The sequence below is a fragment of the Brevibacterium sp. XM4083 genome (assembly GCF_006489205.2).
Classification (GTDB): Bacteria; Actinomycetota; Actinomycetes; order Actinomycetales; family Brevibacteriaceae; genus Brevibacterium.
In genome coordinates this window covers 131,857-150,886 of the sequence record NZ_VFYR02000004.1, presented here as the reverse complement: position 1 = coordinate 150,886, position 19,030 = coordinate 131,857, and the positions used below count along the sequence as shown (strand labels likewise).

The following is a 19,030-nucleotide window of genomic DNA, read 5'->3' as shown; positions in this document are numbered from 1 at the left end:
GATCTCTACCGTTATATATGCATGCACATACAAACAGAATACATATTGAACCGAAAGGATGACCACCATGACTACGAAAATCGATGTCTTCGTCGACTACGTCTGCCCCTTCTGCTTCCTCGTCGAGGGAGCGATCGAGGAACTCAAGCGTGACCGCGACGTCGACGTGACGATCCGGCCCTTCGAACTGCGACCGGATCCCGTTCCCACTCTGCGCCCCGAGGACGACTACCTGCCGCGGATCTGGAGAGACGCCGTCTACCCGATGGCCGACCGGCTTGATGTTCCCATCACCCTGCCGACGATCTCTCCCCAGCCGCGCACGGAGAAGGCGTTCATGGTGCTGCAACTGGCCCAGGAGCAGGGCAAGGCCGAGGCGTACTCCGAGGCGATGTTCAAAGCCTTCTTTCAAGACGACCGGAACATCGGTGAAGATGAGGTGATTCTCGACGTGGCGGTTTCGGTCGGACTCGATCGGGCGGAGGCCGAACAGGCCCTTCGCAGTGAGGAACGACGTGCCCGGCAGCAGGCAGATCAGGACTACGCGGTCAACGCCGTGGGCGTCACCTCCGTGCCAGGCATCATGGTCGAAGGTCAGCTCCTACGCGGGGTGCCCAGCGCCGCTCGGCTGAAGAAGACTGTCGACACGCTCGTCGAGGGCGCGACGGCCGCCGAGGGCCGATCATGACTTCCGTCCCATCGGATGTCCTCGTCCAGGTCATGGATGAGGCGGTCGAGAGGTGCCTCGAGCATGTCGAGGCCGGAGGGTTGCCCTTCGTCGGCGTGCTCGTCGACGGCAGCGGCGTCATCTCCGGATTCGGCGTCAACCGGGTGCGGGAAACCGGTGACCCGACCGCTCACGCTGAGATCGTCGCCATGCGCGAAGTGCTCAACGCAAATGACCGCGACGACCTCTCCGGCACCACGCTGGTGGCCACCGGAGAGCCCTGCGGACTGTGCTATCGCTTCGCGATCCATCACGGCGTGGACGCCATCTACGTCGCCGTCGATCGCGACACCGCTGCCGAATGGGGCTTCGACTACCGCACCAGCTACCCCTCGCTGGGCATCACCGAAGAGCTCCGGTCCCACCTCTTCAACCACCTTCCGACAGAACGGGGAAATGAACCGTTCTCCCGCTACTTGCACACACAGACCAATTACGGACGCTGACCAGCGTCCGAATGCACCCTTGAAAGGACAACCATCATGAGCTGGCTCTACCTCGGCATCGCCATCATTTTCGAAGTCGCCGTCGGCATCTCTGCCGGAAAGGCGCAGGGCTTCACCAAACTTTGGTGGAGTATCGCCACCCTCGTCAACGGCGGCATCGCCACCTTCTTCCTCAGCCTGGCCCTGCTGACCTTCGACGTCGGCGTCGGCTACGCGCTCTGGACCTCCCTGGCCGGTGTCGGCATCGTCATCCTCGGCGCACTCTTCCTCTCTCAGAAGCTGACTTGGAAGAAGCTCCTGGGCATCGGCGTCGTCATCGCCGGCGTCGTCGGCCTCAACCTCGCCGGCACTGCCTAATCCCGCGTTCACTTCACCCATCTCGAGAAAGGAATCTCACCCATGACTTCCACCGCAGCTCACGAGACCACCACTGTCGAAACGACTGAGAAAAAGGCCGGCGCCTGGTTCGCCCTCCTCCTGGCCGGAGTATTCGAAATCGGATATGCCCTCAGCGTCAACGGCAGCGCGGGCTTCACAGACCTCACCTGGTCCCTCGTCGCGATCGTCTTCTTCCTCTTCACGCTGTTCTTCCTCAGCGTGGCCCTGAAAAGGATTGATGTCGGCATCGGCTACGCCGTCTGGGCCGGCATCGGTGCGGTCGGGGCCGCCCTGCTCGGGCCGGTGTTCTTTGACGAAACCCTCACCCTGGTTAAGGCCTTCTGGCTGGCCGTCATCATCGGCGGAGTGATCTGGCTCAAGCTCGCCGACAGCCCGAAGCTTGAGAATAAGGACGACACCGCCACTACCTCCCCGGACCTGCATCAGTGACCTTGGCTCGGCCCGCCCCCGCCCGCACCGTGGCTCGAATCGCCACGGCCGCCGGCGGGGGCCTCGCCGCGTTCTACACCTTCTACACCACAGCGCCGAGCACTCTCGACGCACTCGGCATGTCAGCCGGAGCCCAGATCAGCATCGTGATGCTGATGGTGGTGGCCATCCAGCCACTCCTGCTCCTGGGGCGGAACTGGGTCAAGAACCGTCGCTTCGTCGTGACGATCGCACTGGCGTGCATGGGCCTGGGAAGCGCGATCCTTCCGGTGGCAGTCCACTGGCCAGGCTTGATCCTTCTCGGGCTCGGTGTCTGGCTCGGCGCCGGCTCAATGTTCTGTTCGCGATGGTCAGGGCCGAGGCCTTCTACGAGGCGAAGACCCCGGCTGCTGCTTGACAATGAATGTAACGGGCGTCTCACAGCGGCGTGCAGGTCGAGGATCCGAAGTGCGGGTCGAAGCGGACTTTCCGTGTCTCGGAGGAGCTGGTGGAACTCATATAAGCGCTTATTGCTACTTACCGGATTCGTGAAGATGACCGCTGCCAATGGCTGTTAACTGACGGCGGGACTCTGTTCCAGCGGGGGAGAGGCGGCCACTATTGGCGGGAAGCTCGATCGAAGTGCGGTATGGAAGAGTACACGTTTCATGACCTCTGGAACTTATATGCTTAGGGCCTCATCGCCTCAGGCTGCGACATGGTGACCGTGCATCACGCGATTAGACACTTGGCGCCGTCACCCGCGTTATACCGGTGCTCAAATCTATGGCCGAACGCGGACGACAAACCCCGCACCGCCGGCACCGCCCTGATGGACTCAGTTATCCTTCTGCGGACTCTGTGCAGACTGGAACGGGTTCTGCCTTGCAATCTCGCGGAGACTAACGGTAGTTCGTGAACTGCAGGTCGACGTCGAGGTCCTTGCCCTTGAGGAGGGCGATGACCTCCTGGAGGTCGTCGCGCTTCTTCGAGCTCACGCGCAGCTCGTCGCCCTGGATCTGCGCCTTGACCCCCTTGGGTCCTTCGTCGCGGATGATCTTCGAGATCTTCTTCGCCTCGTCCTTGTCGATGCCCTCCTTGAGAGAGGCGTCGATGCGGTACTCCTTGCCCGAGGGGTAGGGCTCACCCGAGTCGAGGGACTTCAGGGAGATGCCGCGCTTGACGAGCTTCGATTGGAAGACGTCGAGGACGGCCTTGACGCGTTCGTCGCTGTTGGCCTTCATGAGGACGGCTTCGCCGCTCCACGCGATCGAGGCGTCGGTGCCACGGAAGTCGTAGCGGGAGTTGACCTCCTTCGCCGCCTGGTTGAGGGCGTTGTCGGCCTCCTGGCGGTCGACCTTGCTGACGATGTCAAACGATGATTCGCTGGCCATGGAAGCTCCTTCTTCAGGTGAGAGTGATGCCGGTCGGAACCCGTGCCTGGTCTGCAGACGAGTCTAGTCGAGAGGGGCCGGTGTGACCTGCGTCAACCGAGTTGGCAATCGCGACACGGGCCTAGTATTCTTCTTGAGTGCTCTTCGAGCGCCAACTGCGGCAGATTGCCCGAGCGGCCAAAGGGAGCTGACTGTAAATCAGCCGGCATTGCCTTCGCAGGTTCGAATCCTGCATCTGCCACGCAGACTCACAGGGCCCGATGTTCAGCGGAAACGCGTGAACATCGGGCCCTGTGGCGTTCTCTGCGGGCGTGGAATCACTTGCCGGTGGGCTGCACGTGTCGCAACCGTGTGGCGGCAATGATCGCAGTCAGCGCAGCGATGATCGCCGAGATGACAGCGGCAGCGTTGAGGCCGCTGCTGAACGCCTGCTGCGCTGCTTCGACCAGCGCATCACCGAGCTGGGCCGGCAACTCGGACGCGACAGCGAGAGCGCCGTCGACTCCGGATTCGGCTGTTGCCGCGGCCTCGTCCGGGAGGCCGTCGGGCAGGAGTTCGGAGATTCTCGACCGGTACGCGAACACCCCGATGCTGCCGATGATGGCCACACCCAGAGAGATTCCGAGGTCATTGGCCGTCGTCGCCAGGCCCGATGCACCGCCGGCCTTCTCCGGCGGCACTGATCCGACGACGAGGTCGGTCGTCAGCGCCATCGCGGGCGCCACTCCCGGATATGTCAGCGCGAAGCTGGCAATCACCAGGGCCAGTCCAGTGCCCTCATCCAGCTGCGTGAAGATGCCGTACCCGACCACCTGCGTCGCCAACCCGATCGCGATGACATTCCCCGGTCGGAATCGTCGGGCGAACACCGGCGCCAATGTCGAGACGACGATGAGCACAACCGCGGCCGGGAGGATCGCGAATCCGGCCTGTAGAGGCGACAGTCCCTGCACCGACTGAAGGTAGGTGGTGAACAGGGAGTAGACCCCTCCGAGCGCTGCCGCAGAGAGCATGAACACGATGAGGGCGGCGCTGACTGTTCTGTTGGCGAACAGCCGCACATCCAACAACGGTCGCTCGGCACGCAGCTGCCGGATGACGAACCACAGGCCCACCAGCGCTCCCGCGATCAGCAGGCCGATCGACGGGCCCGCGGGCTCCTGCGCTGCGAAACGCTTGATTCCGTAGATGATGGCCAACAGCGAGGCGACGAGGAGCACGGCACTGAAGAGGTCGATGCGGGCGTTGGGATCCCTGTGCTCAGGAAGGAGCAGGGGGGCACCGATCGCCACCAACACCATGACAGGGACGGCGACGAGGAAGGTCGCCTGCCAGCCGAAGCTCTCCAACAGGATTCCGCTGAGCAGGGGTCCCAGCGCGACACCGGCTGAAATTCCGCCCGCCCAGACGCCGATGGCAATTCCCCGTGCTTTGGCATCGGCGAACATGACGAAGATGAGGCCGAGAGTTGAGGGCACCATCATCGCTCCGAACAGCCCCAGCACGGCTCGCCAGGCGATCATCATGCCCGGATCGGTCGTCATCGCGGCCGCGATCGAGATCGCGCCGAACCCGATCGCACCAATGACCATGAGCAGCCGTTTGCCGACACGATCACCGACGACGCCCATGGCAACGAGGAATCCGGCCATGACGAAGCCGTAGATGTCGAGGATCCACAGCAGCTGAGTGCTCGTCGGCTCAAGGTCTATGGCCATGCTCGGCGCTGCCAGGAAGAGAATGGTGAGCATCATGAACAGCAGTGTCGACGGCAGGACGAGTGTCGCCAGCCCCCACCACTGCTTGGCTCCGGTGCGTGCCGGTGCCTGCGGGTCGCCGGTCATCGGGCACCCCCATAGCTGTGTCGTGAAGTTTTCATGATCAGTCCTCCTTCGATTCGGACGACGGGCCATTGGCCCCTGATAACTCATGCATCTGAGTACGAGTTATAACCGTGATACTATCTCATTCATTCCCGTACGAGTTAGTTTTCTGATCCGATTTCCGAGGTGAGCCGATGGCTGCGAAGAACAATGAATCCAAGCAGGCCAACCAGCGTGCCGACGCCCAACGCAATCGTGCGGCGATTCTTGCCGCAGCGCCTCGAGCGCTGCGGAAGAACCCGGATGCGTCGATCGCTGAAATCGCCGCGGAGGCGGGAGTGGGGAGAATGACGCTCTACGGGCATTTCAAGAACCGCGCCGAGCTCCTCGATGCCGCGCTGTCCGATGCTTTGGAGCGAGCCGAGGCCGTCCTGTCCGCAGTTGACATCGACGGCGAAGCGGCCGGGGCGTTCGCCCGCCTGATCGAACCGAGCTGGACGCTGCTCGATCAGGTGAGCACTCTGCTGGTGGCGGCTCAGAACGAGATCCCGGCCAGCCGAATTCGCGAGATGCACGAGAAGGCTGAGGCGCGATTGCGGGGGCTCCTTGAACGCGGTCGTTCTCAAGGAGCGTTTCGCAGTGATCTTTCCGTCGAATGGCTGCTCGCCGTCACCCACGCGGTGATGAACGCCGCTGCTGAGGAATCAGCAGCGGGCAGGCTCGATCCGAAGGAGGCGACTGGTTACATCGTCGCCGTTCTGCTCAGCGCATTCGCCGCGGACTGAGAGCTTGGAGTCCTCGCGGATCCGGGAGGGTGGCCGATGAAGCTCGTCAGATCGGTTTGACACAGCCGCACTGAGCCTCGCGCAGGGTGGCCTCGCCTCTGTTGTCGACTGCCGCACGCTCGTCGACCGAGCACACCCCGTCCGCGCCCCGATGGTTGGGCGCGTCGACTTCCGACCCTGTGCTGTCGATCCCGCTGGGTTCGGGGTCGGCCTCTTCGAGGGGGTGCGAGGGCCAGAGCAGAGGTGCCGTGATGGCTCCCGCGATGGTGAGCATTGCCAGCACGCTCCAGGCCCAGCCCAAGCCGAAGGTGGTGCCGAGCCAGCCGGCGATCGGGTAGGTGATCAGCCACGCAAGATGCGAGAGCGAGAACTGCGCAGCGAACGCAGCGGGCAGTCCCGAATCACTGACCGTGCTGCGGATGACTCGTCCGGTCGGGGTGACGATGAGAGCCATCCCGGCGCCGATGAGCACCCAGAGCGGCGCGGTGATCGCCCATTCCGCAACCGCGGAGAACGCCATGACGACTGCGCCGATCATGCTCACGGACAGGACCGCGGCACCGACGAACATGACCGTCCGATCGGCGACGCGGTCGAGGATCGGCGGAATCACAAGAGCCGCGATGAGAGTTCCCATCCCAGAAGCGGCGAGCATCCAGGCGACATCGGCCTGTGTGCCGCCGAGGATATCGCGGACATAATTGACTGTGTTGACCACTACGATCGACCCTGCACCGGCCACAGCGAAATTGAGTGCAAGGATGCCACGCAGCTGAGCGGTGGCGAAGAACGTCGCCGCCCCGGCAGACAGTCTGTCCCAGACCCGAGACTGCCCGGTGTCGGCGGCATTCGGGATGCGTGTGGACAGCACGAGGCCGGCGGAGACGATGAAGCCGATCGCTGTGCCGATGAAGAGCCAGTTGAACGTCATGAACGTCAGCGCTACCGCTGCGAGGACCGGGCTGAGGAGGCTCTCCATGGTGTACGCCACCTGAGAAGCCGACAGCGCACGGGTGTACTGCGACCTATCGGTCACGATGTCAGGGATCACAGCCTGAAACGTCGGAGTGAATGCCGCTGAGGCGGACTGCAGCACTCCCACGAGGACATAGATCTGCCACACCTCGGTGACGAAGGGCAGAGCGAGGACGACACCCGCCCGGACGACATCGAGGACAGTGAGGAAGGCTCTCCGCGGGAGCCGGTCGGCGTAGGCACCGGCGATGGGAGCGATGACGACGTACATGACCATCTTGATCGTCAGGGCCGTCGCGAGAACTGCCCCTGCGCTGGGACCGGAGAGGTCATAGGCCAAGAGGCCGAGCGCGACGGTGGCCAGCCCGGTGCCGAACAGGGCGATGATCTGAGCGCTGAACAGGTGCCGATAGTCGCGAATCGCGAAGAGCTTCATTGTGGGGCCTCCTGGAATCGGGCAATGGTGTGCGAGAGGTGGTGACAGGCGCGGTCCTGACGTGACGAGCCCCGGCCCGAGCCGGTGATCACCGTGGTCGGGCCGGGGCTCACTCAGCAGAGTTCACTGCCGGGTGTCAGCGAATCTGTAGCCGGCGCCTTCGACGGCGGCTTGGACGGCTTCATCGCTGACCGGCTGGTCGGCCGTGAGAGTGATCCCGCCGGTCGACAGGTCGACATCGACATCGGTGATGCCGGGAATCTGCTCGACGGCCTCGGTGATCTTGCCGGCGCATCCGCCGCAGGTCATTCCCTCAACCACGTAGGTGTTCGTGCTCATTGCTGTGGACTCCTTCTCTCGACTGGTTCCCAGTCGTTCTCGGTACTCATAGCCCACGGAAACCCTTGGGCGCGGGAGCGGGCGACGTCGGCGGCAAGGGGAAGGGCGCCACCGAACCCGTACTCCGTTGCAGGACTTCCGCTTGCGAAGAACACTATACCCCAGTAGGGTATAAATCAACTCGTACTCGGATGAACGATTTCGAGTGAGTTCAGGAAAGGACAGTGATGAGGGTGAGAATCAACGTCGATCGAGGGATCTGTGCGTCCAATGGACTGTGCGCACTCAGCGCCCCCGAGGTCTTCATGCTGGACGACGATCTCGTCCTGCACTACGACCAGCGTCCTGATGAGGTGTGGCTCGACGATGTCAGGGCCGCCATCGAGAGCTGTCCGGTTCGCGCGATCACCTTCGTGGAGTTCGGCGCCGGTGGGGGACAGCCATGAGTCGCTGCGGCTGGGAGAATCAGCGCGTCGTCATCGTCGGCAGCGGCCTCGCGGGGTCTCGCGCATCGACAGCACTGCGCAAGGCGGGCTTCAGTGGTCATATCACGATCATCGATGGCGATGGCGATGCTGATCATGATCGTCCTCCGCTGACCAAGGGCCTGCTCAAGGGCACGCAGCGGGAAGCCGACATCCGGTTCGCGCGGGCCGACAAGCCGACTGCTGACGCCTTCATCGCGAAGACTGTCGTCGCCTCCTCGATGCGCGAGAGGCGCCTGTTCCTCGACGACGATTCGACCATTCGCTTCGACGGGCTCATCATCGCCTCGGGTCTGCGTCCGAAGCGTCTCTCCCATGGGATGGGTTCCGCTGATGTGCCGAGCGTCCGCACTCTGCGTGACGCGCAACGGCTGCGTGCGACCCTGATGAAGGGGCGGGGGCGGTCGGTCGTCATCGGCGCCGGGTACATCGGCACCGAAGTCGCAGCCGCCGCCCGGTCGAGAGGTTGGCAGGTCGACCTCCTCGCTCGCACGGCCCAGCCGCTCGAGCATGCACTCGGGCGCCCGGTCGGTCAGTACATCGGCGACATCCACTATCGCCATGGAGTCAATCTCATGCCGGAGTGCACCGTGACGGAGGTCGCCAGGACCTCGGACGGCTTTCGCGTCGACGTCGACGGTCGGCGATCACTCGATGCCGAGCTCGTCGTCGCCGCAGTCGGCTCCCTGCCCAACGTCGACTGGCTCGCGGGGGACGATGTCCTCATCGACGACGGTGTGCGAACCGACAGCCGACTGCGTGTCCTCGACCGCTCTGGAAAGCAGTGGACTGCCGTGGTCGCCGCCGGTGATGTCGTCCGCTGGCCGCACCCGCTCTTCCCCGTCGAAACCGTGCGTGTCGAGCATTGGTCGAACGCCGCGGAGCAGGCCGCAAGCGCCGCGCGGGTCCTGCTCAGTGAGCTCGATGGGCGCGAGCACCCTGCCCAGCATGACCCCGTCCCCACGTTCTGGTCCGACCAGTACGACCAGAAGATCCTCGCCGTCGGAATGCCCCACCTCGCCGACCGCGTGGCCATCGCCGAAGGCAGCCCGGCTAGCGGGCGGTTCGTCGCCGTCTACACACTCAACGACTACCTCGTCGGGGCGGTCGGGGTCGGCAGTGCCTCGAGCCTGGCCCGTCATAGGCGGGTCATCGCCGAGGAGGGCGCGGCAATTCGCGCCGGAACCTTATCCCCTGGGCCGGGCCCAGGGCACTGATATCAGGGAGGAAAGAACATGAGCATGACGCCGGGATCCGAGGGCTCCACCCCTCCGACCGCAATCAAGGTCGTCGACGACGGACCTCTCCAGGTCAAGGGAACATTCCAGGTCACTGACGGCGGCGGTGGAATCTACGAGGTCCAGCACCGGGCGGTCTTCCTCTGTCGGTGCGGACATTCCGCTGCCAAGCCGTTCTGCGACGGCAGTCACAAGCGGCACGGTTTCACCGATGCCGGTCGTGCGGAGGATCACGGAGAGAAGGACTAGATTTATACCCTAGGGGGGTATAGTATCCATGAACCGAGCGAAGGGAGAGACGGGTGCCCACAATGGAGATCACTGCACCGAAGAAGGGCCGCTGGCCACGTGGCGGGAATGACCAGACTGGCGTTGACGCAACAGCGTGCAGAGTTCGGCTGCGCGACAGCGAAACGAGGAGGGTCTGATGCGCGCACCGGTGAAACTGACGCTCTTCGGCGTCGGCCTCGTCGTCCTCTTCGGCGCCGCCTCGGTCACGGCCAACGCCGTTGTACCGCAGGAAGTCGTCGACGACTGGACGAAGGGATCCGGCGACCATGCCGAGATGAACAGCGACGATGAAGCAGGGAGTGCTGACATGAATGGAGACAGGGGAATGGAAGGGATGGACCATGCCGGTGCGGGCATGGCGATGGGCTTGAGTCAGGCTGAGAACGGCTTTGCCATCGCCGGGGTGACAGCCCCGACCGAGACCGGCAGTGAGGGTCAACTGGCTCTGACGGTGACTGACACCACCGGTCAGGTCGTCACAGACTTCGAGAGGGAGCACGAGAAGGAGCTCCACCTCATCGTCGTGCGCGCCGATGGCCAGCAGTTCCGTCACGTCCATCCGACGATGGACCCGAACGGGCAGTGGACGATCCCATGGTCATGGGACGAAGCCGGAGAATACCGAGTCTTCGCTGATTTCGTGCCCGCGGGAGGGGACGGTCTGACCCTGTCGACCACAGTCTCCGTCAACGGGGACTTCACTGCTGCTCCGGCCGAGACAGAGGTCACGACCAGCGACGTCGACAGTTATGAGGTCTCAGTCGCCGGTGACCTCATCCCCGGGCAGAATTCCGCTCTGACACTGAGCGTGACAGACGGGGGCGCACCAGTCACAGCCCTCGAACCGTATCTCGGTGCATTCGGCCACCTGGTGGCGTTGCGCGAGGGCGACCTGGCGTACATGCACGTGCACCCAGAAGGCGAAGAGCCGGACCCGGACGATCTGTCCGGCCCCGACGTCACTTTCATGGCCAACGTCCCGACGGCTGGACGGTACCTGCTGTACTTCGATTTCCAGATCGACGGAACGGTGCGTTCTGCACCCCTCGTCCTCGATGCCGGCGACGAGGGTTCCACGGTGTCCCTTCCACGAGCAGACAATGCTCTCAACTCGCAGAGTGACGGTGATGACGATGAGCACAACTGAGGCCTCCGCGGCCGCTGGCCAGGATGTCGAACTCCAGATCGGAGGGATGACCTGCGCATCCTGCGCGAACCGCATCGAGAAGAAGCTCAACAAGCTCGAGGGCATCACCGCCAGCGTCAACTACGCGACGGAGAAGGCCAGTGTCACCACGCCCGACGGGTACGACCCGCAGCTGCTCATCGCCGAAGTCGAGAAGACCGGATACACCGCGAAGATGCCGGCTCCCAGAGCCGAGGGTTCCAGCGATGCTCCTGGTGAGGATCCCGAGTCAGTCGAGGACGCAGAACTGCGGTCACTGCGGAACCGCTTGCTCACCTCAGCGGTTCTGGCTGTGCCCGTCATTGCTCTGGCCATGATTCCGGCACTCCAGTTCGACTACTGGGGATTCGCGTCTCTCGTGCTCGCCGCTCCCGTGGTGATCTGGGCAGGCTGGCCGTTCCACCGTGCGGCCTGGATGAATCTCAAGCACGGTACGGCAACGATGGACACCCTCATCTCGGTCGGCACCACCGCGGCACTTCTGTGGTCGATCGTCGCCCTGTTCTTCGGCACGGCTGGCGACCGAGGGATGACCCACGCCTTCGAATTCACGATCTCCCGATCCGACGGGCTCAGCTCGATCTATCTCGAAGTCGCCGCGGGAGTGATCACCTTCATCCTCCTCGGCCGCTACTTCGAGAAACGATCGAAGCGACGCGCAGGAGCCGCTTTGAGAGCCCTCCTCGAACTTGGGGCTAAAGACGTCGCGATTCTCCGCGACGGCAAGGAGCAGCGCGTCCCGATCGAGGAGCTGGAAGTCGGCGACGAGTTCGTCGTCCGCCCCGGCGAGAAGATCGGTGCCGACGGAGTCATCGTGTCCGGGCGGTCGGCGATCGACGCTTCGATGCTCACCGGAGAATCGGTGCCCGTCGAGGTCACTGAGGGCGACACGGTCACCGGTGCCACAGTCAACGCGGGAGGCCGACTCGTCGTGCGCGCCACCCGCGTCGGCTCCGATACGCAGCTGGCACAGATGGCCAAGCTCGTCGAAGACGCCCAGTCGGGCAAGGCCGAAGTCCAGCGCCTGGCCGACCGCGTCTCAGGGGTGTTCGTTCCCGTCGCGATCGGCATCTCCGTGGTCACTCTCGGTGCCTGGATCGGAGCCGGATTCCCACTCGCGGCCGGGTTCACCGCCGCAGTGGCCGTGCTCATCATCGCGTGCCCGTGCGCTCTGGGGCTTGCGACGCCCACAGCACTGCTCGTCGGAACCGGACGGGGAGCTCAGATGGGAGTGCTCATCAAAGGTCCCGAAGTTCTCGAGTCCACACGCAAGGTCGACACCATCGTCCTCGATAAGACCGGGACGGTGACGACCGGCAAGATGACGCTGACCGGAGCGTACGTCGCCGACGGGGTCGAGCGATCTGAGCTGCTCCGTCTCGCCGGTGCCCTCGAAAGCGCCTCTGAGCACCCGATTGCCCAGGCGATCGCGGCGGGTGCATCATCGGAGATCGGTGAGCTCCCCGTGCCGGAGTCGTTCGGCAACGTCGAGGGGCGCGGAGTCCAAGGGATCGTCGATGGTCATGCCATCGTCGCCGGACGGGAGAGTCTGCTCGCTGACTGGTCGGTGCGCCTTGACGGTCGCCTTGCTGAAGCGAAGCGGAAGGCCGAAGCAGAAGGCAAGACAGCGATCGCCGTCGCCTGGGATGGAGCGGCGCGCGGGGTGATCGTCGTATCCGACCGGATCAAACCGACGAGCGTCGAAGCCGTCTCCCAGTTCAGGAAACTCGGTCTCACCCCGGTCCTGCTCACCGGCGACAATCGGGCGGTTGCCGAGCAGGTGGCTGCCGAGGTCGGCATCGACGAGATCTTCGCTGAGGTTCTGCCCAAGGACAAGGTCGATGTCGTGACCGATCTGCAGAAGAGGGGAAAGGTAGTCGCGATGGTCGGCGATGGCGTCAACGACGCTCCAGCCTTGGCTCAGGCCGACCTCGGGCTCGCGATGGGCACCGGCACCGATGTGGCGATCGAAGCCGCCGACATCACCCTTGTGCGCGGGGACCTGCGCGCAGCGGCAGACGCGATCAGGTTGGCGAGGAAGACGCTTGGGACGATCAAGACCAATCTGTTCTGGGCCTTCGCCTACAACACCGCGGCGATCCCGCTCGCTGCGTTCGGTCTGCTCAACCCGATGCTCGCCGGCGCGGCCATGGCGCTGTCCAGCGTGTTCGTCGTCAGCAACAGCCTTCGTCTGCGCGGCTTCAAGGGTCAGGCCGATGTTCGCGCGATGGAGGTGTCCGAAGCAGTCACCGACAGGGCTCCGCGCGATCCCGTCAGCGCCTGATCCACGCAGACTCACAGGGCCCGATGTTCAGCGGAAACGCGTGACCATCGGGCCCTGTGGCGTTCCCGCCCGGTTCTGTCATGACACCGACATCGGGGGACCCGCATTGTCACGCCCGGATCCCCCCACTACCGTGGAGAGCACCACAGTGGAGGGGGCAGCGATGGGAGCGAAGGAACCACCTCGGCGGATGAATTCGCTCGCCGACCGGGACGCGGTCGCGGAATCGGCGATCGACAAGGCCGTCAGACGCGGCGACTTCGACAACCTGCCGGGCATGGGCAAGCCGCTCAAAGGTCTCCACAGCTCCGAGGACCCCGACTGGTGGATCAAGCAGAAGCTCGACGCCGAGGACATCAGCGGCGTCGCCCCCGCCGCCTTCCAGCTGCGCAAGGAGAGCGCCGTCCTCGAGGACACGCTCGATGCATTCGCCAAGGAGTCGGATGTCCGCGACTATCTCACCGGGTTCAACGCCCGGGTGCGCGAAGCCGTCCTCGACCTCCGCACCGGCCCCCCGGTCTTCACCCCGCCCCGCGACATCGACGCCGAGGTGGTCTCCTGGCGACAGCGCCGCACCGCACTGCGCGCGGCAGCCGAAGCTGCGGCAGCAGACTCTGCCGCTGCTGAGGACCCAGCCCCCGCCGAGGAGCACATCGACCCTGATCAGCCCGGACGCCGACGACCTCGCTGGTGGCGTCTCCGCCGGAAGCGCTGAGTCGGGCGCCGGAGACCAGACCCTAGGCCAACCGCGTGATCGCGAGGTGGCTGAGGATCGCGGCCTGCTCGGTGAGCACCGTGTCGTCGAAGATGACGAACGGGGAGTGGTTGTCGCCCTGCTGCTCCGCCGGCACATCGGTGCGCCCGGCACCGAGCATCATGTACGTCCCGGGCACCTCGGCGAGGACGAAGGAGAAGTCCTCACTCGCCATGATCGGCTGCGCGACCACCTGCACCCGATCGTCGCCGAGGAGGTCGCGCAGCCGGTCGACAGCCCACGCGGTCTCGGCGGCGTCGTTGACGGTGACGGGATACTGGACCTCGAAGTCCACCTCGGCGGTGCACCCGTGGGCGGCCGCAATGCCCGTGGCCAGCTGCGTCGCCTGATCCCGCACGGTCTCCAGCGAGGCCTGCGAGAGCGTGCGCACAGTCGCCCCCAGCGACGCCTGCTCCGGGATGATGTTGACCGCCTCGCTGCCGCTCAGCTGCGTGACCGTGAGCACGACGGGATCGAAGAGGTCGACGCGCCGGGTGACCATGGTCTGCAGGCCGGTGACGATCTCCGCGAGCGCCGGCACCGGATCGACGGCCTGGGTCGGCTGCGAACCGTGCCCGCCGCGACCGTGCACCGTGACCTGCAGGACGCTCGACCCGGCCTGCAGGGTCCCCGGCTTCGTCGAGACGATCCCGCGCTCACTGGTGTTGACGTGCACGCCGAAGGCGGCGATCGCCCGTGACCCGGCCGCGTCGAGCACGCCCTCGTCGATCATCACCGACGCCCCGTTGAACCCCTCCTCGCCGGGCTGGAACATCGCGACGACATCGCCTCTGAGTTCGTCGCGGTGTGCCGCGAGCAGGCGCAGCGCTCCGACGAGACCGGCGGTGTGAAGATCGTGACCGCATGCGTGCATCGCCCCGTTCGTCGCCGCGAACGGCTCGGCGGTCGCCTCGGTGAGCGGCAGGGCGTCCATGTCCCCGCGCAGCAGGACCGCGGGTGCATCGGCACCGCGGTCCGGGTGGGTGCCCCGGAGGACGGCGACCACCGAGGTGGTTCCCGTTCCCGTCGTCACCTCGACGTCGAGGTCGGCGATCGCCTCGAGCACCGCGGCCTGCGTCCGCGGCAGGTCGAGACCGACCTCGGGGTGGGCGTGGAAGTCGCGCCGCAGCGCGGTGAGGTCGGGAAGGAGGACGGCCGCCTCGGCGAGGAGATCTCTCACAGCAGACCCACGAGGACGCTGGCGATGACGACGGACCCGGCGCTCACCGAGGTGAATCCGCCGACGAGCATCGGCGGGAGCATGACGTTGAGGAGGGCTTCCTTCTCATCGTCGTCGCGGGCGATCGACCGGGCGACCTCATTGGTGAGCAGGTAGTCGGCGGGGAAGCCGTACATCGCCGTCAGGGCCACGGACATGCCCAGCGGCGCCCGCCAGCGCAGCAGCTTCGTCGCGATGAATCCGCCGATGACGATGCCGGCGCCGCCGACGACGAGGATCGTCACGGTCGGCAGGAAGGCGCGGAGGACGTCCTCGACGGACGCGGTCACGAGCGGGGCCATGACGATCGCGATGACACCGGCCATCGCGATGCCGAAAGAGTTCGAGCGCTCCATCGCCCTGTCCGGGGACAGCCCGATCGCGGTGGCGAGGATGCCGAGGATGAGTGCGAGGATCGACGACGGGATCTGCGTGGGAATCGCGAGCAGGGTGGCCAGGGAACCGCCGACGAGGATGAGGAAGAGCATGAACAGCTGATTGTCGACGAGGTAGGACGGCAGGGTGATGAGCTTCTTCTTCGTCGCCGCCTCCTGTTCCTCCTCGTGGTGGGCCAGCGCCATCTCGTGGAGTTCGCCGCTGTCGCGCAGCTTCGTCGCATACCGGCGCAGGAGGAAGTTCGTCAGCGGCATCGACGGCAGCGACTGGAGCATGAGGACGAGCGCCGGGAGGACGATGATCGACGAGGCGGCGCCCGCGGCGGTCAGGCCCTCGGTCGTCAGGCTCGTGGCGACGATGCCGCCGGCCAGCGGGCCGGACCCGGCGACGAATGTCTCGAAGCCGAAGAGCGGCGCGACGATCGCGAGGATGAGGAGGACGGCGACGAGCATGCCGGAGACCGCGATGATGACCGAACGCCACTGCTTGAGCATGATGCGCAGGGGGATGAGCGTGCCCATGTGGAAGAGCAGCGGGGCGACGAGGATCGTGTAGATCTGGACGAGCATCGAGTCGTCGACGACGGATTCGGGCACGATGCCGATCTTCGCGAAGATGAAGACGCCGAGCATCGCGACGAGCAGGCTGGGAATGCGGGCCTTCGACCAGATCGAGACCAACTCGCCGAGGGCGATGAAGGCGAGGAGGATCGTGGCGGCGAAGATGGCCTCCATGGCGAACCTTTCGTCAAGCGACAGGGTGGTGGAGCGGTTGCGGACTGCGGTGGTGCGGTGTCGGATCGGAGAATCGCCATCCCGGATTCCGAGATGTTCACCGATTCTCAGAAGCGTACGTTACTCCTGGGCGGCGGGGATAGAGCACTGAGTATCCAGAATGCAAGACCGGCGATGTTCTCCGATTCGCGTGCGTGGCATGACTGCTTTGGAATTAGGGTGGAGGCATGAGCTTTCTCCAGTTCCTGCGCGAGCGGGGCATCACCGAGCGACCCGGCTCCGGCACGCGCCCGCTCGTCATCGCCCACCGCGGATATTCGGCCGTCGTTCCCGAGAACAGTCTGGCCGCCGTCGATGCGGCGAGGGCGCTCGACGTCGACTTCATCGAGGTCGACGCCTCGACGAGTGCCGACGGGGTCCCGGTCATCCTCCATGACCCCGACCTCGACCGGACGACGAACCGCAAGGGCCCGGTCGTCAAGCTCACGGCTGAGGAGCTCTCGTTCGTCGACGCGGGTTCGTGGATGGGGCCGGGGTTCATGGGCATCCGGATCCCGACGCTCGCGGCGGTGATGCGCGACATCCAGCACCGAGGCGGCGAACTCCTCCTCGAGCTCAAGGGGGAGTGGTCGCCGGGGGCGGTGGCGAGGATCTCCGAACTCGTCGTCGAGACCGGCACCGCCGATCGCATGGTCGTCCAGGCGTTCAACACCGACACGCTGGCCACATGCCGGGACCTGCTGCCGATGGTCACCCGGTTCCTCCTGCGCATGGTGCCCCGGCCCGAGGACATCGCCACGGCCCGCAGCCTCGGTGCGGTGGCGATCAATCCGTCGTTCAGGGGATTCTCGCTGCGGAAGTCGATCGTCAAGGAGATCCGGGACAACGACCTCGGGGTGTTCGTGTGGACGGCCGATGAGATGAACGAGTGGCGGGAACTCCTCGACGCCGAGGTCGACGGGATCATCACGAACCATCCGGGCCGGCTCCAGGGGTTCCTCGCGGGTCGGTTCGACCCTGTGAAGTAGGCGTCCGAGCGGGTTCGAGCGGCGGCCCCGATGGTACTGCGGTTCCGGCGCGAGCCGGGGACGGGCGTGGGCGAAGCTGCCTGTGAGTGAGGTCACCGGGGACGGATTTGCTCCGGTCGCGCAAACCCGTGTAAATTCTTACCTGTTGCCCCGATAGCTCAGTCGGCAGAGCATCTCCATGGTAAGGAGAAGGTCAAGGGTTCGATTCCCTTTCGGGGCTCTCGTGCCGCGTGAAAACCGCGGCGCTTGATTCGAGGCGCGGTAGCTCAGCTGGTTAGAGCGCACGACTCATAATCGTGAGGTCGGGAGATCGAGCCTCCCCCGCGCTACTCGATAAGCCCCTCACCTGGGAGATTGTTCCGGGTGGGGGGCGTTTTCAATTCTCGGCCACCGCCGAGCGGGGGAGCGGGCCGGCGTCCCGGGCGGCCCTCGATCGACAGGGCGGCCCCTCGATCAACAGTTCGCGTGAAAATGTCGTCCCCAAAGGCGCGATTTTCACGCCAACTGTTGAATGAGCGGCCGCGGCGTCGCCGGAGCGGTGATGAACACGCCAAGTGTTGAACGAGCGGCGGGATACCGGTGCGGAGTGCGGCCCGGCCGTCCGTTCACACGCGACTTCGTCCGTTCGCGTGGCTGTTCGCTCACCCGATCGCTAACCCGGACGCCCGCCTACCTCTGCAGTTTCGCGTTCGTCAGCGTGAGCAGGCTCTGCAGGCCCGCCTCGGTGCCGGGCCAGTGCTTCTCGATACTCTCCATGCCCGCATGGCGGATCGCGAAGCGCAGGACGAGAACGACGGAGATCGCATCATCGGCGTACCCGAGCACCGGGATGAAGTCGGGGACCAGGTCGATCGGCAGCAGCAGGTAGGCGAGCAGCCCGCCGAGCATCCACCGTGTGCCGGTCGGTGTCTGCGGATCCGCGGCCAGACGCCTGATGAGGCGGACGACGTCGGGGACGAGCCGCACGATCTCCCGCCAATTCACGGTCCTGCCGAGGCGCCGCTGCTGGACCCACAGGGTGACGATGAGGGCGATCCAGAGCACGAGCAGTCCCGCGATGACCGAGAGGACGATGACGAGCCAATCTGGCACAGTGCGCTCCAGGAGTGAGGACGGGCGGTTCAGGCAGGCGGCCTCGGCCACGTGCGCGAGTCTGCCGAGCCCGTCAGCGAGTCTAAGGTGTCACCGGTGGCTCCGCATATGCGCGCGTCATGCGCGCGAGCAGGAAGAGCCACGCGAAGAGCACCCCGCGCTTGAGTGGCTTGTGGGAAGATGGGCAACCCACAATCTGCTACCAATGATGTAAGCGAAGAGATCACCGTCACCTTCGCACCAGTCGAATGAAACGGAATGAGATGAGAGCAGACGAAACTGTTCATTCTGAAGGGGCGTGCATTGATGACTCGCCGACCTACCGCGTCAACTTCTGGGAGCGGTCCGGGACAGAAGCGTGGAACCTCGAAGCGTTTGTGCTCGCAGATGCCAGAGATCTCCACGAAGTCCTCGACTGGATCAGCAACAACGAGAGAGGGCGCCGCGTAGAACTGTTCGTCGAACTCGAAGGCGAACCGTTCACATCGTTGGACACGCCGAGGAAGACGGATCTCATCCGCTTGTCTGGATCCGACGCGAACGATGGCGATACTGCGTTCACTTTCGGTGCTGTCCCCGAATAGAGTCGTC

General features: G+C 64.9%; 20 protein-coding genes and 3 tRNA genes. 16 read left to right on the top strand and 7 right to left on the bottom strand.

What is annotated here, in order from left to right:
* Positions 1-67: 67 nt before the first annotated feature.
* From FJ887_RS13140 to FJ887_RS13125, 4 genes are read left to right on the top strand one after another with little or no spacing between them, the layout of a single operon-like run.
* Entirely contained in the window at positions 68-688 is a 621-nt protein-coding gene (locus FJ887_RS13140; protein ID WP_137825439.1) for a DsbA family oxidoreductase, read from the top strand.
* Positions 685-1,173 (top strand): nucleoside deaminase, encoded by a 489-nt coding sequence (locus FJ887_RS13135; protein ID WP_140955517.1) that lies wholly within the window; start codon positions 685-687, stop codon positions 1,171-1,173. Before FJ887_RS13140 ends, FJ887_RS13135 begins: the two co-directional genes overlap by 4 nt.
* 36 nt (positions 1,174-1,209) lie before the next feature.
* Positions 1,210-1,530, top strand: a complete 321-nt coding sequence (locus FJ887_RS13130; protein WP_137825441.1) for a DMT family transporter — start codon at positions 1,210-1,212, stop codon at positions 1,528-1,530.
* A gap of 42 nt (positions 1,531-1,572) precedes the next feature.
* Positions 1,573-2,001, top strand: coding sequence for a DMT family transporter (locus FJ887_RS13125; RefSeq protein WP_137825442.1), 429 nt, complete (start codon positions 1,573-1,575; stop codon positions 1,999-2,001).
* A gap of 881 nt (positions 2,002-2,882) precedes the next feature.
* Here the strand turns inward: FJ887_RS13125 and FJ887_RS13120 are convergent.
* Positions 2,883-3,374, bottom strand: a complete 492-nt coding sequence (locus tag FJ887_RS13120; RefSeq protein WP_137825443.1) for a YajQ family cyclic di-GMP-binding protein — start codon at positions 3,372-3,374, stop codon at positions 2,883-2,885.
* 159 nt (positions 3,375-3,533) lie between these two features.
* On the opposite strand from FJ887_RS13120, the gene FJ887_RS13115 reads away from it, so the two are divergent.
* Positions 3,534-3,615 (top strand) — tRNA-Tyr (locus tag FJ887_RS13115).
* 76 nt (positions 3,616-3,691) lie between these two features.
* Here FJ887_RS13115 and FJ887_RS13110 read toward each other — a convergent pair.
* Positions 3,692-5,218, bottom strand: coding sequence for an MFS transporter (locus FJ887_RS13110; RefSeq protein WP_137825444.1), 1,527 nt, complete (start codon positions 5,216-5,218; stop codon positions 3,692-3,694).
* A gap of 173 nt (positions 5,219-5,391) precedes the next feature.
* Here FJ887_RS13110 and FJ887_RS13105 point away from each other — a divergent pair, with 173 nt between their 5' ends.
* Complete coding sequence (locus FJ887_RS13105; protein WP_137825445.1) at positions 5,392-5,982, top strand: TetR/AcrR family transcriptional regulator; 591 nt, start codon at positions 5,392-5,394, stop codon at positions 5,980-5,982.
* 46 nt (positions 5,983-6,028) lie between these two features.
* Here the strand turns inward: FJ887_RS13105 and FJ887_RS13100 are convergent, their stop codons facing one another.
* Positions 6,029-7,393, bottom strand: a complete 1,365-nt coding sequence (locus FJ887_RS13100; protein WP_137825446.1) for an MFS transporter — start codon at positions 7,391-7,393, stop codon at positions 6,029-6,031.
* Positions 7,394-7,516: 123 nt separating this feature from the next.
* Entirely contained in the window at positions 7,517-7,732 is a 216-nt protein-coding gene (locus FJ887_RS13095) for a heavy-metal-associated domain-containing protein (protein ID WP_111473052.1), read from the bottom strand.
* A gap of 227 nt (positions 7,733-7,959) precedes the next feature.
* On the opposite strand from FJ887_RS13095, the gene FJ887_RS13090 reads away from it, so the two are divergent.
* The 6 genes from FJ887_RS13090 to FJ887_RS13065 all read left to right on the top strand — a co-directional run bounded on the left by FJ887_RS13090 (position 7,960) and on the right by FJ887_RS13065 (position 13,931).
* Complete coding sequence (locus FJ887_RS13090) at positions 7,960-8,178, top strand: ferredoxin (RefSeq protein ID WP_212743309.1); 219 nt, start codon at positions 7,960-7,962, stop codon at positions 8,176-8,178.
* Positions 8,175-9,434, top strand: a complete 1,260-nt coding sequence (locus FJ887_RS13085; protein ID WP_137825447.1) for an NAD(P)/FAD-dependent oxidoreductase — start codon at positions 8,175-8,177, stop codon at positions 9,432-9,434. The genes FJ887_RS13090 and FJ887_RS13085 overlap by 4 nt, the downstream gene beginning before the upstream one ends.
* 18 nt (positions 9,435-9,452) lie before the next feature.
* A complete protein-coding gene (locus tag FJ887_RS13080) occupies positions 9,453-9,704 on the top strand; it encodes a CDGSH iron-sulfur domain-containing protein (RefSeq protein ID WP_232623868.1) in 252 nt (83 codons plus the stop codon).
* A gap of 316 nt (positions 9,705-10,020) precedes the next feature.
* Positions 10,021-10,893 carry a DUF8832 domain-containing protein gene (locus FJ887_RS13075; RefSeq protein WP_181365657.1) on the top strand — a complete coding sequence of 291 codons (873 nt, stop codon included), beginning with the start codon at positions 10,021-10,023 and terminating at the stop codon, positions 10,891-10,893.
* Complete coding sequence (locus tag FJ887_RS13070) at positions 10,880-13,216, top strand: heavy metal translocating P-type ATPase (protein WP_137825448.1); 2,337 nt, start codon at positions 10,880-10,882, stop codon at positions 13,214-13,216. Before FJ887_RS13075 ends, FJ887_RS13070 begins: the two co-directional genes overlap by 14 nt.
* Before the next feature lie 163 nt (positions 13,217-13,379).
* On the top strand, positions 13,380-13,931 hold the full coding sequence (locus FJ887_RS13065) for a DnaJ family domain-containing protein (protein ID WP_137825449.1): 552 nt from the start codon (positions 13,380-13,382) through the stop codon (positions 13,929-13,931).
* Positions 13,932-13,953: 22 nt separating this feature from the next.
* Here FJ887_RS13065 and FJ887_RS13060 read toward each other — a convergent pair whose 3' ends face one another.
* Positions 13,954-15,150, bottom strand: coding sequence for a M20 metallopeptidase family protein (locus FJ887_RS13060; protein ID WP_137825450.1), 1,197 nt, complete (start codon positions 15,148-15,150; stop codon positions 13,954-13,956).
* A complete protein-coding gene (locus FJ887_RS13055; protein ID WP_137825451.1) occupies positions 15,147-16,319 on the bottom strand; it encodes a hypothetical protein in 1,173 nt (390 codons plus the stop codon). The genes FJ887_RS13060 and FJ887_RS13055 overlap by 4 nt, the downstream gene beginning before the upstream one ends.
* Before the next feature lie 227 nt (positions 16,320-16,546).
* Between FJ887_RS13055 and FJ887_RS13050 the strand changes: the two genes are divergently transcribed.
* From FJ887_RS13050 to FJ887_RS13040, 3 genes are all read left to right on the top strand, one after another.
* Positions 16,547-17,347: a glycerophosphodiester phosphodiesterase gene (locus FJ887_RS13050; protein ID WP_137825452.1), complete on the top strand. Its 801-nt coding sequence runs from the start codon at positions 16,547-16,549 to the stop codon at positions 17,345-17,347.
* A gap of 147 nt (positions 17,348-17,494) precedes the next feature.
* Positions 17,495-17,567: transfer RNA gene (locus FJ887_RS13045), tRNA-Thr, on the top strand.
* A gap of 35 nt (positions 17,568-17,602) precedes the next feature.
* Positions 17,603-17,676 (top strand) — tRNA-Met (locus tag FJ887_RS13040).
* A gap of 340 nt (positions 17,677-18,016) precedes the next feature.
* Here the strand turns inward: FJ887_RS13040 and FJ887_RS13035 are convergent.
* Positions 18,017-18,439, bottom strand: a complete 423-nt coding sequence (locus tag FJ887_RS13035) for a YkvA family protein (protein WP_137825453.1) — start codon at positions 18,437-18,439, stop codon at positions 18,017-18,019.
* Positions 18,440-18,702: 263 nt separating this feature from the next.
* On the opposite strand from FJ887_RS13035, the gene FJ887_RS13030 reads away from it, so the two are divergent.
* Entirely contained in the window at positions 18,703-19,023 is a 321-nt protein-coding gene (locus FJ887_RS13030) for a hypothetical protein (protein WP_232623869.1), read from the top strand.
* Positions 19,024-19,030 lie beyond the last annotated feature (7 nt).

Bases quoted from the DNA above. Each gene is read 5' to 3' on its own strand.
- FJ887_RS13140 (WP_137825439.1), top strand. From the start codon at position 68: ATGACTACGAAAATCGATGTCTTCGTCGACTACGTCTGCCCCTTCTGC.
- FJ887_RS13065 (WP_137825449.1), top strand. From the start codon at position 13,380: ATGGGAGCGAAGGAACCACCTCGGCGGATGAATTCGCTCGCCGACCGG.
- FJ887_RS13055 (WP_137825451.1), bottom strand. From the start codon at position 16,319: ATGGAGGCCATCTTCGCCGCCACGATCCTCCTCGCCTTCATCGCCCTC.
- FJ887_RS13030 (WP_232623869.1), top strand. From the start codon at position 18,703: ATGAGAGCAGACGAAACTGTTCATTCTGAAGGGGCGTGCATTGATGAC.
- FJ887_RS13085 (WP_137825447.1), top strand. From the start codon at position 8,175: ATGAGTCGCTGCGGCTGGGAGAATCAGCGCGTCGTCATCGTCGGCAGC.
- FJ887_RS13125 (WP_137825442.1), top strand. From the start codon at position 1,573: ATGACTTCCACCGCAGCTCACGAGACCACCACTGTCGAAACGACTGAG.
- FJ887_RS13110 (WP_137825444.1), bottom strand. From the start codon at position 5,218: ATGACCGGCGACCCGCAGGCACCGGCACGCACCGGAGCCAAGCAGTGG.
- FJ887_RS13135 (WP_140955517.1), top strand. From the start codon at position 685: ATGACTTCCGTCCCATCGGATGTCCTCGTCCAGGTCATGGATGAGGCG.
- FJ887_RS13090 (WP_212743309.1), top strand. From the start codon at position 7,960: ATGAGGGTGAGAATCAACGTCGATCGAGGGATCTGTGCGTCCAATGGA.
- FJ887_RS13105 (WP_137825445.1), top strand. From the start codon at position 5,392: ATGGCTGCGAAGAACAATGAATCCAAGCAGGCCAACCAGCGTGCCGAC.
- FJ887_RS13120 (WP_137825443.1), bottom strand. From the start codon at position 3,374: ATGGCCAGCGAATCATCGTTTGACATCGTCAGCAAGGTCGACCGCCAG.
- FJ887_RS13075 (WP_181365657.1), top strand. From the start codon at position 10,021: ATGAACAGCGACGATGAAGCAGGGAGTGCTGACATGAATGGAGACAGG.
- FJ887_RS13050 (WP_137825452.1), top strand. From the start codon at position 16,547: ATGAGCTTTCTCCAGTTCCTGCGCGAGCGGGGCATCACCGAGCGACCC.
- FJ887_RS13070 (WP_137825448.1), top strand. From the start codon at position 10,880: ATGAGCACAACTGAGGCCTCCGCGGCCGCTGGCCAGGATGTCGAACTC.
- FJ887_RS13100 (WP_137825446.1), bottom strand. From the start codon at position 7,393: ATGAAGCTCTTCGCGATTCGCGACTATCGGCACCTGTTCAGCGCTCAG.
- FJ887_RS13080 (WP_232623868.1), top strand. From the start codon at position 9,453: ATGAGCATGACGCCGGGATCCGAGGGCTCCACCCCTCCGACCGCAATC.
- FJ887_RS13095 (WP_111473052.1), bottom strand. From the start codon at position 7,732: ATGAGCACGAACACCTACGTGGTTGAGGGAATGACCTGCGGCGGATGC.
- FJ887_RS13130 (WP_137825441.1), top strand. From the start codon at position 1,210: ATGAGCTGGCTCTACCTCGGCATCGCCATCATTTTCGAAGTCGCCGTC.